This is a genomic window from Streptomyces bungoensis, from assembly GCF_001514215.1.
GTDB classification, from domain to species: Bacteria; Actinomycetota; Actinomycetes; order Streptomycetales; family Streptomycetaceae; genus Streptomyces; species Streptomyces bungoensis.
The window spans coordinates 50,010-64,144 of record NZ_KQ948852.1; the positions used below are offsets into that span (position 1 = coordinate 50,010).

Annotated in this window: 16 protein-coding genes; 7 read left to right on the forward strand and 9 right to left on the reverse strand. The window is 73.2% G+C overall.

Annotation, left to right across the window (positions count from 1 at the left end; translation table 11 throughout):
* Nucleotides 1-184: 184 nt before the first annotated feature.
* Nucleotides 185-784: a hypothetical protein gene (locus tag AQJ66_RS04500; protein WP_061916906.1), complete on the reverse strand. Its 600-nt coding sequence runs from the start codon at nt 782-784 to the stop codon at nt 185-187.
* A 119-nt stretch (nt 785-903) separates the two neighbouring features.
* The gene (locus tag AQJ66_RS04505; RefSeq protein WP_061916909.1) at nt 904-2,118 is read right to left on the reverse strand and encodes an FAD-dependent monooxygenase; all 1,215 of its coding nucleotides are present in this window, start codon (nt 2,116-2,118) and stop codon (nt 904-906) included.
* A gap of 343 nt (nt 2,119-2,461) precedes the next feature.
* Here AQJ66_RS04505 and melC1 point away from each other — a divergent pair, with 343 nt between their 5' ends.
* Complete coding sequence (gene melC1 / locus AQJ66_RS04510) at nt 2,462-2,845, forward strand: apotyrosinase chaperone MelC1 (protein ID WP_061916911.1); 384 nt, start codon at nt 2,462-2,464, stop codon at nt 2,843-2,845.
* Between the two features lie 35 nt (nt 2,846-2,880).
* Nucleotides 2,881-3,702 carry a tyrosinase MelC2 gene (gene melC2 / locus AQJ66_RS04515; RefSeq protein WP_061916914.1) on the forward strand — a complete coding sequence of 274 codons (822 nt, stop codon included), beginning with the start codon at nt 2,881-2,883 and terminating at the stop codon, nt 3,700-3,702.
* 20 nt (nt 3,703-3,722) lie between these two features.
* Here the strand turns inward: melC2 and AQJ66_RS04520 are convergent, their stop codons facing one another.
* Together AQJ66_RS04520 and AQJ66_RS04525 are read right to left on the reverse strand one after the other, a co-directional pair.
* On the reverse strand, nt 3,723-4,406 hold the full coding sequence (locus AQJ66_RS04520; RefSeq protein ID WP_244162744.1) for a ribonuclease H family protein: 684 nt from the start codon (nt 4,404-4,406) through the stop codon (nt 3,723-3,725).
* Between the two features lie 46 nt (nt 4,407-4,452).
* The gene (locus AQJ66_RS04525; RefSeq protein WP_061916919.1) at nt 4,453-5,247 is read right to left on the reverse strand and encodes a VOC family protein; all 795 of its coding nucleotides are present in this window, start codon (nt 5,245-5,247) and stop codon (nt 4,453-4,455) included.
* Nucleotides 5,248-5,396: 149 nt separating this feature from the next.
* Here AQJ66_RS04525 and AQJ66_RS04530 point away from each other — a divergent pair, with 149 nt between their 5' ends.
* On the forward strand, nt 5,397-6,305 hold the full coding sequence (locus AQJ66_RS04530; RefSeq protein ID WP_244162745.1) for an aminoglycoside phosphotransferase family protein: 909 nt from the start codon (nt 5,397-5,399) through the stop codon (nt 6,303-6,305).
* Nucleotides 6,306-6,323: 18 nt separating this feature from the next.
* Here AQJ66_RS04530 and AQJ66_RS04535 read toward each other — a convergent pair whose 3' ends face one another.
* A complete protein-coding gene (locus tag AQJ66_RS04535) occupies nt 6,324-6,806 on the reverse strand; it encodes a VOC family protein (RefSeq protein ID WP_061916922.1) in 483 nt (160 codons plus the stop codon).
* Nucleotides 6,807-6,969: 163 nt separating this feature from the next.
* On the opposite strand from AQJ66_RS04535, the gene AQJ66_RS04540 reads away from it, so the two are divergent.
* Nucleotides 6,970-8,178 (forward strand): epoxide hydrolase family protein, encoded by a 1,209-nt coding sequence (locus AQJ66_RS04540; protein ID WP_061916925.1) that lies wholly within the window; start codon nt 6,970-6,972, stop codon nt 8,176-8,178.
* 22 nt (nt 8,179-8,200) lie between these two features.
* Here the strand turns inward: AQJ66_RS04540 and AQJ66_RS04545 are convergent, their stop codons facing one another.
* On the reverse strand, nt 8,201-8,581 hold the full coding sequence (locus AQJ66_RS04545; RefSeq protein WP_061916928.1) for a helix-turn-helix domain-containing protein: 381 nt from the start codon (nt 8,579-8,581) through the stop codon (nt 8,201-8,203).
* A gap of 237 nt (nt 8,582-8,818) precedes the next feature.
* On the opposite strand from AQJ66_RS04545, the gene AQJ66_RS04550 reads away from it, so the two are divergent.
* Nucleotides 8,819-9,706, forward strand: a complete 888-nt coding sequence (locus tag AQJ66_RS04550) for an RNA polymerase sigma factor SigF (RefSeq protein ID WP_061916930.1) — start codon at nt 8,819-8,821, stop codon at nt 9,704-9,706.
* Between the two features lie 53 nt (nt 9,707-9,759).
* On the opposite strand, the gene AQJ66_RS04555 is transcribed toward AQJ66_RS04550, so the two are convergent.
* Complete coding sequence (locus AQJ66_RS04555; RefSeq protein ID WP_061916933.1) at nt 9,760-10,212, reverse strand: ATP-binding protein; 453 nt, start codon at nt 10,210-10,212, stop codon at nt 9,760-9,762.
* 187 nt (nt 10,213-10,399) lie between these two features.
* On the opposite strand from AQJ66_RS04555, the gene AQJ66_RS04560 reads away from it, so the two are divergent.
* The gene (locus tag AQJ66_RS04560; RefSeq protein ID WP_061916936.1) at nt 10,400-11,689 is read left to right on the forward strand and encodes a streptophobe family protein; all 1,290 of its coding nucleotides are present in this window, start codon (nt 10,400-10,402) and stop codon (nt 11,687-11,689) included.
* A gap of 250 nt (nt 11,690-11,939) precedes the next feature.
* Here the strand turns inward: AQJ66_RS04560 and AQJ66_RS04565 are convergent, their stop codons facing one another.
* Nucleotides 11,940-12,350 carry a hypothetical protein gene (locus AQJ66_RS04565; RefSeq protein WP_061918255.1) on the reverse strand — a complete coding sequence of 137 codons (411 nt, stop codon included), beginning with the start codon at nt 12,348-12,350 and terminating at the stop codon, nt 11,940-11,942.
* A 322-nt stretch (nt 12,351-12,672) separates the two neighbouring features.
* Between AQJ66_RS04565 and AQJ66_RS04570 the strand changes: the two genes are divergently transcribed.
* On the forward strand, nt 12,673-13,056 hold the full coding sequence (locus AQJ66_RS04570) for a nuclear transport factor 2 family protein (protein ID WP_061916938.1): 384 nt from the start codon (nt 12,673-12,675) through the stop codon (nt 13,054-13,056).
* Between the two features lie 47 nt (nt 13,057-13,103).
* On the opposite strand, the gene mgrA is transcribed toward AQJ66_RS04570, so the two are convergent.
* The gene (mgrA, locus tag AQJ66_RS04575) at nt 13,104-14,096 is read right to left on the reverse strand and encodes an L-glyceraldehyde 3-phosphate reductase (protein WP_061916941.1); all 993 of its coding nucleotides are present in this window, start codon (nt 14,094-14,096) and stop codon (nt 13,104-13,106) included.
* Between the last annotated feature and the right edge of the window lie 39 nt (nt 14,097-14,135).

Sequence of the window (14,135 nt, forward strand, 5' to 3'; positions counted from 1 at the left end):
GGCACGGCATACGAGGTGAACGGCGATTCACCTTATCCGGTGAACACCCCCCGAGTCCGTCGGGTGCGCGCATCCGGACCTTGCCGGGACCTGGCCCGGGCAGGTCGCCGACGACAGGACGTCCTCGGGTGCGTCCGCCCGGGTCGAGCGGAGTTCTGATCCGGTAGGCCACCCGCGGCGTCCTTCAGGTCGCCCGCGCCCCGTACCTCTCGGGATAGCGCTGGGTGAACCTCACCACCCACACCAGCAGGGCGACCGGAACGACCCAGTCGAGCCAGTCGTCGTAGGACGGGAAGCGGATCGCCGACCAGGTCGAGATGGCCATCAGGGCGAAGACCGTGCCCCAGGCGGCCGTCAGCACCCTGTTGACGTGCCGGAAGACCGGAGAGTCCCACACCTCGCGCGGAGTCGACTCGCGGGCGTACTGGGCGGTAAAGGGATCGACGAGCAGCGAGCCGAGCGCGACGACGGCCAGCAGACCGCTGGAGACGACCTGGGCGTACGTCTCCACCCACAGGAGCTGACCGCGGCTCAGGGCCAGTCCGAGCACGGAGAGGACGGCGAAGAAGACGATCCCGATCGCGTCGAGGATCCGGAACTTCCCGTGCAGCAGATCCTGCCCCGACAGCACGACGGCGGCGATCAGCGCGGCCAGGGCCGCGTACTCCCAGGTGCTGGGGCCGGCGACCACGCCGAAGATGATCCAGGGCGCGAACGAAAGGAAGACGCTCCCCGTGCTGACGGGCTTCCTGACCGGCGCCTTCGTCGGCGTCTGCTGAGCCATGGGAATCCCTCCCGTCGTGCGTGCGGCAGCCGCTCCCTGCACTCCATCGTGCCGCCGCACGCGCTGCGAGGCGCCCCGAAGACCCCGCGGTCACCGTGCGGATGCGCCAGGAGGGCGCGCTAGGGGGTGCCGACCGACCGGGACTGCAGGGCGCGGGCGACGCTCGGGCCGAGCCGGCGCTTGAGCCGGCGCAGGGGTTCCAGTCGCGCCGCCGCCCTGTCGAGGCCGTAGTACAGCTGGGGCGGGACGTACGGCAGCAGCGGGGAGTGGCGCTGGCCGAGCAGGGCGAACATGCGGTGCGGGGGCAGGTCCATGTAGCGCGGCAGGTCCTCGTACCACCGGGCGCTGTAGCGGGCCGCGCTCTGCGCGGCGAGCAGGTCGGACCTGCGCCGGCGCTCGTAGGCGGCGAGCGCCTCGGGAAGGGCCGGGTGCGTGCGCAGGGAGGTGGCGAGGCACATGGCGTCCTCCAGGGCGAGGGTGGTCCCGGCGCCGGTGGAGTAGTGGGTGGTGTGGGCGGCGTCGCCGAGCAGGACCAGGTTGCCCCGGTGCCAGGTGCGGTTGGTGAGGGTGCGGAAGGTCGGCCAGGGAGCGTCGGCGCCGGCCGTGGAGCGGCCGATGAGCCGGTGGCCGTCGAGGACGCCGGCGAAGAGCCGTTCCAGCAGCGCGAGTCCCTCGGCCTCGTCGGCGCGGTCCAGGCCCAGGCCGCTGCGGGTGTGCGGGGAGCACTCCACGACGCAGGTGCTGCGCTCGGCGCTGTAGCCGTAGCCGTAGGCCCAGATCCAGCCGTGCGCGGTCTCCGTGAAGGCGAAGGTGAAGGCGTCGAAGACCTTGGTGGTGCCGAGCCAGACGTAGGGGTTGCGGCCCTCCTGGATCCGGGTGCCGAAGTGATCGGCGTGGCGGGTGCGCAGGGCGCTGTGGACGCCGTCGGCCGCCACGACGAGGTCGGCCTCCGGCAGGTCGGCGGCCGTGATCTCACTGCCGAACTCCAGCCGTACGCCGAGACACCGCGCCCGGTCGGCGAGGATCTCGAGCAGGCGGTGGCGGCCGATGCCGCGGCCCTCGTCGCCGGGCTGCCGGGTCACCCGGTCGCGGACGTGGGCCACGCCCTCGTTCCAGCGCACCGAGCTCGCCTCGATGGCATGCGCGGAGTCCGGGTCGTGGCGGTGGAGCCGGTCGAGCAGGCCGCGCCAGTAGGTCACGCCCCAGCCGTAGGTGGATCCCTCGGGACCGCGCTCGTGGACGGTGATGTCGTGGGACGGGTTCTGCCGCTTGAGCAGGACGGCGAGGTACAGGCCCGCGGGCCCGCCTCCGACACAGACGACCTTCACGCTCACCCCTGGCTATCACTGAGAGTAGTGGACAAATACGCACAGTAGCAGCGCCTGTCGCGGCGTCACGGCACTTCCGGATCGCGCCACTCTGCCGCGGTGACCCGCGCCACCCCCTCGGGTCACGGTCGGCAGAAACCGTCGCGATCACGGGCGCCACGGCAAGGAATTCCCCGTTCCACGCCGGGCCGGCGCCGCGCCACAGCAAGATCATCTTAGTTCAACTTTGCACGACATGTAAGTAATTGTCCGGATCGGAGCCAACCGGTTCCGGGGGATTTCTTCCGCTCCCACCGGTCCCGATAGGCATGCGGAGTCACTGTTCGAACACCCGCACAGGGGGTCCCGCATGCCCGAACTCACCCGGCGCCGCGCGCTCACCGCGGCGGCCGCCCTCGCCGCCGCGACCACCACGGCCGCCACCCTCGCCGCGCCCGCCTCGGCGGCCCCGGCCGCCGATCACCGGCACGGCTCTCCGGAGTCCTTCGACGAGGTCTACCGGGGCCGCCGGATACAGGGCCGTCCGATGGCCATGGGCGGCCACCACCACGAACACGGCGGCGGCTACGCCGTGTTCGTCGACGGCGTGGAGCTGCACGTGATGCGCAACGCCGACGGCAGCTGGATCAGCGTCGTCAGCCACTACGACCCGGTGCCCACCCCGCGCGCCGCCGCCCGCGCCGCGGTGGACGAGCTGCAGGGCGCCCCGCTGCTGCCCTTCCCCGCCAACTGACCGCCCGCCGCCAGGACTTCCGGAGCACCCCGCACATGACCGTACGCAAGAACCAGGCCGCCCTGTCCGCCGACGAGAAGCGGCGCTTCGTGGCCGCCGTCCTCGAACTGAAGCGCAGCGGACGCTACGACGAGTTCGTCCGCACGCACAACGCCTTCATCATGTCCGACACCGACGACGGCGAGCGGACCGGCCACCGCTCCCCCTCCTTCCTGCCCTGGCACCGCAGATTCCTGCTCGACTTCGAGGGGGCGCTGCAGGCGGTCGACTCCTCGGTCGCGCTGCCGTACTGGGACTGGAGCACCGACCGCACGGTGCGCGCCTCGCTGTGGGCGCCGGACTTCCTCGGCGGCACCGGGCGCAGCACGGACGGCCGGGTGATGGACGGCCCGTTCGCCGCGTCCGCCGGCAACTGGCCGATGAACATACGCGTCGACGGCCGTACGTTCCTGCGCCGCTCGCTCGGTCAGGGGGTGCGCGAGCTGCCGACGCGGGCGGAGGTGGAGTCGGTGCTGTCCATGGCGGCGTACGACATGCCGCCGTACAACAGCGCCTCGGACGGCTTCCGCAACCACCTCGAGGGGTGGCGCGGGGTCAACCTGCACAACCGGGTGCACGTGTGGGTCGGCGGGCAGATGGCCACCGGGGTCTCCCCGAACGACCCGGTGTTCTGGCTGCACCACGCCTACATCGACAAGCTGTGGGCCGAGTGGCAGGGCCGGCACCCGGACGCGGGGTACGTGCCGGCGGGCGGCACCCCGGACGTCGTCGACCTGAACGAGACGATGAAGCCGTGGAACGACGTGCGGCCGGCCGACCTGCTGGACCACACGCGGTTCTACACGTTCGACAGCTGAGGGGCGGCCGGCCGGGCCGGTCAGGCGTCGGCGGTGCGGCACTCCGGGTGGCCCCAGCCCTTCGCGTTCTTGGCGATGGACTCGCCGGCCGCGTAGGAGCGGCCGCACTGGCAGCGGCCGGCGAACTTCGCCTTCAGGGTGCGCGCGGAGTCTCCGCCGCCGGTGCGGCGGGCCGGGGCCTTCCGGCGCGGCGCCCGGGCGGCGGGGGTGTCCGGCGAGGCCGGGGGCTCCGGGGAGCCGAGCGCGCTGCCGGCCGCTTCCTGCACCGAGGCGGCCTGGCTGGCGGCGCGGTCGGCGAAGTCGTTCAGCGGGTCGCCGTCCACCTGGTGGGCGGGCACGTAGCGGAACTCCACGGAGCGGCCGTCGAGCAGTTCGTCGATGCGGACCACCAGTTCCTGGTTGGCGACCGGCTTCCCGGCGGCCGTCTTCCAGCCGTTGCGCTTCCAGCCGGGCAGCCAGGCGGTGACGGCCTTCATCGCGTACTGGGAGTCCATCCGGATCTCCAGGGGGACGCCCGGGTCGACGGACTCCAGGAGCCGCTCCAGGGCGGTGAGTTCGGCGACGTTGTTGGTGGCCCGGCCGAGCGGGCCCGACTCCCAGCGGGCCGGGTTCCGCTCGTCGTCCGAGACCACCCATGCCCAGCCGGCCGGTCCCGGGTTGCCCTTCGAAGCCCCGTCGCACGCGGCCACCACACGTTCACGCATGCGCCCGATCATGCCACGGCCGGGCAGGTGGCCGGTCCGGGGCCGGTCAGACGTCCCTGACCTTGGGCATCTCGCCCGCGGTGGTCGTGACGTCGATCACCGAGAACTGCGCGCCCTGCGGGTCGCTCAGCGCCGCGAACCGGCCGAAGGGGCTGCTCATCGGGCCGAAGCGGAGGACTCCGCCGAGCCCGGTCGCCCGGGCCACGGCCTCGTCGCAGTCCGCGACGGTGAAGTACACGTTGATGTACGACGGCACCTCGGGCGGGAAGTCGTCGGTCATCCGCATCCGGCCGAGGACGGTCTTCTCACCGACGTCGAACATCCGGAAGTCGACCGCGTCGTCCTCGATCTCCTTCGCCCGGTACGGGAAGACGGCGGTGAGGAAGGTGTCGGCCTTCTCCGGTTCGCGGGTGAAGACCTCCGCCCAGCAGTAGGCGCCGGGGACCGCCGTCGCCTCGAAGCCCTCGTGGGTGCCCGCCTGCCACAGGCCGAACACCGCTCCGCTGGGCTCGCGGGCCAGGCACAGGGTGCCGAGGTCGCCGACCCGCATCGGCTCCATGAGCACTTCGCCGCCGTTGTCCCGGATCCGCCGCGCGGTCGCGGCCGCGTCCGGCGTGGCGAAGTACAGGCACCACTGCGACTGCCCCGTCTCGCCGGGCATGGGCGGCACGACGGCGGCCACCGCGCGGCCGTCGGCGTACGCCTGCGTGTAGTTGCCGTACTCGGGCGACGAGTCCCCGAACGTCCAGCCGAGGACGTCGCCGTAGAAGGTCTTGGCGGCCTCGACGTCGCCGAACATCGCGTCGGCCCAGCAGGGGGTTCCCTCAGGTTGCACGGCCATGGCCCGGCCCCTCTCGGTCGGACGGTACGTCCCGGCACCTCACGCTAGTCATCCCGGGCCCGGCCCGCGCGCCGAAGGCGTCCCGCTGCCGGGGCCCGGTGAAAATCCCGTCGACAACGAGGGCGCCGGGGCGGTGGGATGGGCTCCCGATGAGTGCCTTCGACCCCCAGCAGCCGCCCCGCATGCACGCGGACGAGCTCCTCCTCGACGCCCCGCTGGTCCACCGCCTGATCGCCCGCCGGTTCCCCGCGTGGGCGGCGCTGCCCGTGCGCCGCCTCGCCTCGTCCGGCACCGAGAACGCCATGTTCCGGCTGGGCGCCGACCTCGTCGTACGGCTCCCCCGGCGGCCCTCGGCCGTACCCGACGTGCGGCACGAACAGCGCTGGCTGCCGCGGCTCGCGCCGGTGCTGCCGGTGCCCGTGCCCGAGCCGCTGGGCGTGGGCGAGCCGGACGAGGACTTCCCGTGGCCCTGGTCCGTCTACCGCTGGCTGGAGGGCCGCAACCCCGTCGCCGGGGCGGTCGAGCGGCCGGAGCGGCTGGCCGAGGACCTCGGGGCGTTCGTGCGCGCGCTGCGCTCGATCCCCCCGCGGGACGCCCCGCCCGGCTACCGGGGCCGTCCTCTCGAGGAGCGGGACGAGCCCACCCGCGAGGCGGTCGCCGAGCTGGGCGCACGGGTCGACGCCGGTGCCGTCACGGCCCTGTGGGAGGAGGCCCTGGAGGCCCCGGGGCACACCGGGGCGCCGGTGTGGGCCCACGGGGACCTGTCGCCGGGCAACGTGCTGGTGGACGGCGGCCGGCTCCGGGCAGTGATCGACTTCGGCACCGCCGGGGTCGGCGACCCCGCCGTGGACCTGATCGTCGCCTGGAACCTGCTGCCGGCCTCCGCCCGGGACACCTTCCGCAAGGCGGTGGGGGCCGGCGACGCGGAGTGGGCGCGCGGGCGGGGCTGGGCGCTGTCGGTCTCGCTGATCCAGCTGCCGTACTACTGGGACACCAACCCGGCGCTGGTGGAGAGCTCCCGGCACGTGATCGCCGAGATCCTCGCCGAGGCCGGGTAGGTGCCCGCCGCGGGCCCGTTACTCCCCCGCGTACGCCTTCTCCAGCGCGGCGACGTCGAGCTTGCCCATGCCCATCATGGCGCGGGTGGCGCGCTCCGCCTTCTCCGTGTCCGGGTCGCAGACCATGTCGATCAGCCGGTCGTAGACGACCTGCCAGGACACGCCGAAGCGGTCCTTGAGCCAGCCGCAGGGGCCGCCCTCGCCGCCGTTCTCGGTGAGCCGGCTCCAGTAGTGGTCGATCTCCTGCTGGTCGGAGCAGTGGAGCTGGAACGAGATCGCCTCGTCGAAGGTGAACTGGGGGCCGCCGTTGAGCGCGACGAACCTCTGCCCGTTGGCCGTGAACTCCACGCTCATGACCGAGCCGGCCTGTCCGGGGCTGCCCTCGGGATAGCGGCTGATCCGGCCGACGCTGGAGTTCTTGAAGACGGAGACGTAGAACTCGGCCGCCTCCTCGGCCCGGCCGTCGAACCAGAGACAGGTGGTGAATCCGTCGGTGCGCATGAGTACCTCCCGGAGCGTGGAGCACGGTCACCCGTATCGACCGGTGCTCCGCCCGGAACTCATCGGCCGGACCCTGGATTAGCCCGGACGGGTGACGCCCGTCCGGATCAATCCCGGGGCTGATCCGGACGGGTGACGCCGGCCTCCCCCTAGCATCCGGATCATGACCTCTTCGCCCGGCGAGAGCATCCGCCCCTTCACCCTGACGATCCCCCAGGGCGACCTGGACGACCTCTACGAACGCCTCGAGCGCACCCGCTGGCCGGCCGAGCTGCCCGGGACGGGCTGGGACTACGGCGTCCCGGCCGGCTATCTGCGGGACCTCGTCCGGTACTGGCGGCACGACTACGACTGGCGTGCGGCCGAGGCGGAGCTCAACAGGTGGCCGCAGTACACCACCACGGTCGACGGGGCGCGGGTCCACTTCGCGCACCTGCGCTCCCCGGAGCCGGACGCCACACCCCTGATCCTGACCCACGGCTGGCCGGGCTCCGTCGTGGAGTTCCTGGACGTGGCCGGGCCGCTCGCCGACCCGGTGGCGCACGGCGGGGACCCGGCGGACGCCTTCCACGTCGTCGTGCCGGGCATCCCGGGCTTCGGGCTGTCCGGGCCCACCACCGAACCGGGCTGGGAGGCGGCCCGGGTGGCCGGTGCCTGGGTGGAGCTGATGCGCCGGCTCGGCTACGAGCGGTTCGGCGCGCAGGGCGGCGACTGGGGCGCGGCGATCTCCCGCGAGCTGGGCCGGGCCCACCCCGAGCGGGTGATCGGCGTGCACCTCAACCTGCTGCCGGGCGCGCAGGCGCTCGCGGAGCCCACCGAGGAGGAGCTGGCACCGCTCACCCCGACGGAGCGGGACAGGGCCCGCGAGTCGTGGCGCCGGTGGGAGGAGTGGTCCCGGGAGGGGACGGGGTACGCCGTCCAGCAGTCCACCCGGCCGCACACCGTCGGCTACGCCCTCCACGACTCGCCGGTCGGCCAGCTCGCCTGGATCGTCGAGAAGTTCCAGGCGTGGAGCGACTGCGCCGAGCTGCCCGAGGAGGCGGTCGACCGGGACCGGCTGCTGACCAACGTGATGCTGTACTGGCTGACCGGCACGGCCGGTTCCTCCGCCCGGATCTACTACGAGCGGGCGCACGCCGCGGACGGCACCGGCGCCCGGCCGGCCGAGCCGTCGAAGGCGCCGACCGCGCTCGCCCTGTTCCCGGCCGAGATCCAGCTCCCGCTGCGCCACCGGGCGGAGCGGACCGACAACATCGTGCGCTGGACGGAGTTCGACCGGGGCGGGCACTTCGCGGCCATGGAGGAACCGGACCTGCTGGTCGCCGACGTCCGGGCCTTCTTCCGGCAGCTGCGGGAGCAGGGCACCGGCTGACGGCGGCCGGGGACGGGGCGGCTCAGGCGGCCAGGCAGAGTCCCTGGTACGAGGTGTGGCGCGTGGTCCGGCGCGCCGTGCCCGCCTGCCGGGTCAGCTCGCCCTGCGCGAGCGACAGCAGCTCACCGAGGCCGAGGCCCAGGGCTCCGGCGGCGGCCGCCAGGACCTCGGAGGAGGCCTCCTTGCGGCCGCGCTCGATCTCGGACAGGTACGGCAGGGAGATCCGGGCCTCGTCGGCGACCTCCCGGAGCGTGCGCTCCTGCGCCAGCCGCTCCCGGCGCAGCACCCCGCCGACGAGGTCGCGCCACAGCGGTTCCCCGGGCGTGGCCCGCGGGACCGGCGGAGCGGCCGGCCCGGGGCGCAGCGGGACCACACGGGCTTCGTCGCTCACCTGGTTGCTCATCCTCCTCACCTTAGGTCCCGCGGTAGCCGGACGGCGGTGTTTTCCGGCCGATGAGCGCGGCGGGCGCATGCGTGCCGTGCACAGGGGTACACGGATCGTGAGTACGTCCGCGGACAGGCGTGAGAGCCCGCATCGCGGGTACACGGGGACACACGGCCCGGGCACAACACGGGCAGAGTTCGAACACAAGGCCGAAGAGGCAGGCGTCGAACCGTGACTTTCGTGGGAGAGGCAGCAATGGACACCGCCGGGATCCGGTCGGGAGCAGGGCTCGTCGAGAAGGCCGGGCGGGACGGGACGGGCGAAGGACCACTGCCCGGTGTCGAGGACCCGGCCTCCGTCGCGCCGCGGGACGCACGGGTGCTGTCGCGGCAGTTCTTCCGCCGGCTGACCGAGCTGGAGGAGGGCACGCACGAGTACCAGTACGCACGCAACACCCTCATCGAGATGAACATGTCGCTGGTGCGGTTCGCGGCCGGGCGGTTCCGGGGCCGCGGGGACGACATGGAGGACATCGTCCAGACCGGCATGATCGGCCTGATCAAGGCCATCGACCGGTTCGAGCTGGCGCGCGAGGTCGAGTTCACCTCCTTCGCGCTGCCGTACATCGTGGGCGAGATCAAGCGGTTCTTCCGGGACACCACCTGGGCGGTCCACGTGCCGCGCCGGCTGCAGGAGCTGCGCGTGGAGCTGGCCAAGGCGCGCGAGGAACTCTCCAGCCGGCTCGACCGCGACCCGACGGTCGCCGAGCTCGCCACGCTGATGAACATCTCCGTCAAGGAAGTGGTCGAGGCCCAGCTCGCCTCCAACGGCTACAACTCCTCGTCCCTGGACGCCGCGCTCACCGGTGACGGCCCCGAGGACGGCGAGGCCGTGCTCGCGGACTTCATCGGTGTGGAGGAGGAGGGGCTGCGGCTCGTCGAGGACTTCCACGCCCTCGCTCCGCTGATGGCCGAGCTCAGCGACCGCGACCGGCAGATCATCCACATGCGGTTCGTCGAGGAGGCCACCCAGGCGGAGATCGGGGAACGGCTCGGCTGCTCCCAGATGCACGTCTCGCGGCTGATCAAGCGGATCATCACCCGGCTGCGCCAGGGGATGCTCGGCGAACTCGGCTGCGCCTGACACCGGCGGCCACGCCCGGGCGCGGGGCACCCGGGCGTACGGCCGTGGGGATCTCAGCCCTTCAGTTCGAACCGCGCGCACACGCGCTTGCCGACCGGGACGCGCTCCACGGTCACCTCGGTGGCGACGGCGTGGACGATCTCCAGGCCGTGCCGGCCGACGCGCTCGGGGTTCTTCGGAAACCGGCGCGGCAGGGCGGAGCTGCTGTCGTACACGGCCACGACGACCGCGGCGTCCGTGCCCTCGAGCTCCAGGATGTAGGGGCCGCTGCTGTGCTGCTCGGCGTTGGTCACCAGCTCGCTCACGACGAGCAGCAGGTCACCGTCCGTCGTGCGGTCGACGACCGCGCACCACTCGGTCCTCAGCTGCTGCAGGAACTGGGTCGTGAAGGCCCGTGCCTCAGCGATGCATCCGGGCTCGCCGGTGTAGTGCGCCGCGCGTCGTAGCGGCTCCACGGGAACGTCGAAACCATCCGGTATCACTGCCCCGCCCAGGTGCTCGATCATGCGGTGTCTCTCTCGGAAGCCGAATCCGGCCGGTCATGGTCGCACCTGTCCTCGTACCCCGAGTGGGACGGAGCAGTCCACCCGATGACGTGGGCCCGCTCACGCCCCCGACCCGACGCCGGGTGGGCCGGCACCGGACGGCCCACCCGGCGCGCGGGGTCGGCGGGCGCTGCCTAGCGTGACAGGTGTGAGCCCTCCGACCGCCTCCGCGCCGGCCGTAACCCGTCACGGCTGGGTCCAGGCCCTGGCGGCCGTGCTGACCGGGCTGGCCGTCATGGTCGTCCTCGCGGCGCTGGGCCTGTGGGCGGCCGGGGCGGCGGACCTGCCGGACGGTGCCTTCGCCCGGGTGGTCGTCGCGACCGTGGTGGCCGCGGTCGGCGGCAGCCTGGAGTTCTCCGGTGACGCGGGCGCCCTGGCACGGACCCGGGCCGGCCTCACGGTGATGCCCCTGTCGGTGACACTGGCCGGGGCCCTGGTGATCGGTGCGGCGTTCCTGCGGCCGTTGCGGCACCGGGCCGTCGCCTCGGCCGGGGAGCTGGCCGGCTGGGCGGCCCGGCTCGCCGTGCTGTGGCTGCTCGCGCTGATCGGGCTGGCCTTCGCCGCCCGCCAGACCTTCGCCGTCGACGTGGGCAACGGCACGCTGAGCGATCTCGCCGGTCTGTTCGGCGTCGCGCCGACGGTCGGGTTCACCACGGACGTGCCGCTGACCGTGCTGTTCGGCCTGCTGTGGCTGGCGGGCGTGCTGGTGCTGGCGCTCCTGGTCGCGCCGGGCGCGCCGCTGCCGGGCCGGCTGCTGCGGCTGCGGGAGCCGGTGCGTCCGGCGGCGCACGCGATGCTCGTGCTGCTGCTCGGATACGTCGCCCTGGGGCTGGTCCTCGCCCTGGTGGCGGCGGCGACGCGGGGGCACCCGGCCGAGACGTTCGCGCTGATCCTGCTCGGGCTGCCCAACCTGGTGTGGCTCGCGCTCTCCCTCGGGCAGGGGGCGACCTGGCACGGCCGGGTCGAGGGCCCGTTCGGGCTGCCGATGCCGCACGTGCTGGACCAGATCCTGCGCACGCCCGACGTGTCGACCCTCAACCTGCGCACGCTCACCGCGTACGACGCGTCGATGTGGTGGCTGCTGGTCGCGGAGGTGGTGCTGGTGCCGGCGGTCGCCGTCGCGATGGCGGTGCGGTCGCCGCCCGGTGTCCGGGCCCATCAGCACGCCGTACGGCTGGCCGTAGCGCTGGCCCTGACGGTGCTCATGATCTGCCTGGTGTGCCGGATCTCGGCGCACTACGGCCTGTCCCTGCTGGGCATCGGCGATCTGGGCGGCGGTCTGTCCGGGGAGCTGTTCCTCAGACCCCGGCTGTGGGAGGCGGTGGGCCTGGGCGCGCTGTGGGGGCTGGGCGCGGGCTTCGTCGGCGCGCTGCTGGCCCGGCCGGCGCTCCGGCGCGGCGCTGCGGGCGGGGACGAGGCGGCGCCGCCGGGCGGCTAGCGGAGGACATGGGGGCGGCCCGCCCCGGTGGAGGCCGTGGGCCGGTCGGAGCCGGCGTCCGTCACCGTGTCGGCGTGGCCGCCGACGGAGGACGGCGCGCAGGGCGGGTCGCGGGCGTCGGTGGCGTTCCTCGTCCGGTGGCCCGCAGCGGGGCCGTGTGGTTCTCGCGCCGGAACGGCGGGCGTCCGGTCCGGAGCTCGCGGACGGCGAAGGCGGGGCCGTGGACCTGGTGTGCGGGCCGTGGCACGTGTCAGGCGACGGGCATGACGAGTGCGGGCAGGGTGCGCTGCATGCGCAGGGCGTCGACGGACTCGGCGAGCAGTTCGTACTCGGTGGTGTCGTCGCTGGCCGCGATCCGCACCAGCCGTCCGGCGGCCAGCTCGTCCCCGACCCGTTCCTGCCGCGCCACGTCCGCGCACCAGGCGCGCAGCAGGGCGGGCACGTCGGCCACGGTGGCCGCGACCGGGACGAGCGCGCCCGCCGGGAAGGCGGGGTCCTCGGGGCTGGGATCGAGGCGTTCGGCGATCCAGGACGCCCGGTCCCGTAACCACCACAGCGCCAGTGCGAGGGTGGGCGCGCGATAGGTGCCGAGTGGCACCCCGACGCGCTGTCCGCCGCACATGCCGTATGCCGTGACATGGCACAGGAATTCGTCGTGCACGATCACTCCCCCGTCGCCTCGCTGGTGTGCAGGACGGTGCCAGGGGGTCGCCTCGCTTTGTGTGCGGCCCTGTGCGGGAAGTGCCCCTAACGTCGAGTATCGCCACTCACGACACAGTGTCACCATGACTTTCCGGCCAGTCTGCTGGCATATTCACCGCCCGTTCTGGCCGGTAATGCACGGGCAGGCCGCGGCCGCGGGCATGACCCCGGAGGTAATCGACCGGTCCCCGCCACTCGGGCATGGTGGTCACACCGGATCGGCGAACCCCCGGATCCGGCTCCTGACCAGCAGTGACGACCTCCATGGAGGCTGATTCGCCATGACCGTGAACACCGACCGTTACGAGAGCGCCGTCGCCCGTTACCTCGAGGCCTGGAACGCCACCGGACCGGAGGCCCGCGAGAAGGCGGTCGCCGCGGCCTGGGCCGCGGACGGCAGCTACACCGACCCGCTGGCGGACGTCCGCGGGCACGACGGGATCGCGGCCGTGATCGCCGCCGCCCAGGAGCAGTTCCCGGGGTTCTCGTTCCGCCTCCTCGGCGCGGTGGACGGGCACCGCGACATCGCGCGCTTCCGCTGGGAGCTGGTGAACGAGGCCGACGGCTCGGCTCCGGTGGCCGGGTCCGACGTGATCACCCTGGACGGCGAGGGCCGCATCCGCCAGGTGCTGGGCTTCCTGGACCGGCTGCCGGCCGCGGAGTGACACGCGACGGGGGCGCCCGTCCGGCCAGGACGGGCGCCCCCGAGTGCTCAGCCCTTGACGATCGCGTCGATACGGGCCAGTTCCTCCGCGTCGAAGTCCAGGTTCCGCACGGCGCCGACGCTGTCCTCGATCTGCCGCGGGCTGCTCGCGCCGACCAGGGCGGAGGTGACCCGCCCACCGCGCAGCACCCAGGCCAGGGCCATCTGGGCCAGGGTCTGGCCGCGGGACCGGGCCACGTCGTTCAGCGCGCGCAGGCGGCCGACCAGGTCCTCGGTGACCGCGTCCGAGTCGAGGAAGGGGCTGTCGCTCGCGGCGCGCGAGTCCTCCGGAACGCCGTCGAGGTAGCGGCCGGTGAGCAGGCCCTGCTCCAGCGGGGAGAAGACGATCGAGCCGACCTGGAGTTCGTCCAGGGCGTCGAGCAGGCCCTCGTCCTCGGGGCGCCGGTCCAGCATCGAGTAGCGCGGCTGGTGGATGAGGAGCGGCGTGCCGAGGTCGGCCAGGATGCGGGCCGCCTCGCGGGTCTGCTCCGCCGAGTAGTTGGAGACGCCGACGTAGAGCGCCTTGCCCTGCTGCACCGCGGAGTGCAGGGCGCCCATCGTCTCCTCCAGCGGAGTGTCCGGGTCGGGACGGTGCGAGTAGAAGATGTCGACGTGGTCCAGGCCCATCCGCTTCAGGCTCTGGTCCAGCGAGGACAGCAGGTACTTGCGCGAGCCCCATTCGCCGTACGGGCCGGGCCACATCAGGTAGCCGGCCTTGGTGGAGATCACCAGCTCGTCGCGGTACGGCGCGAAGTCCGCGCGCAGCGCCTCGCCGAGCGCGGACTCGGCGGCGCCGGGCGGCGGGCCGTAGTTGTTGGCGAGGTCGAAGTGGGTGACGCCGAGGTCGAAGGCGCGGCGCAGGATGGCCCGCTGGGTCTCGACCGGCCGGTCGGGGCCGAAGTTGTGCCACAGGCCGAGCGACAGCGCCGGGAGTTTCAGGCCGCTGCGTCCGGTGCGCCGGTAGGGCAGGTCGGCGTAGCGGTCGGGGTGTGCGGTGTACAACAGGACTCCAGAGGGGTGGGCACACGGTCGGGCCCGTCC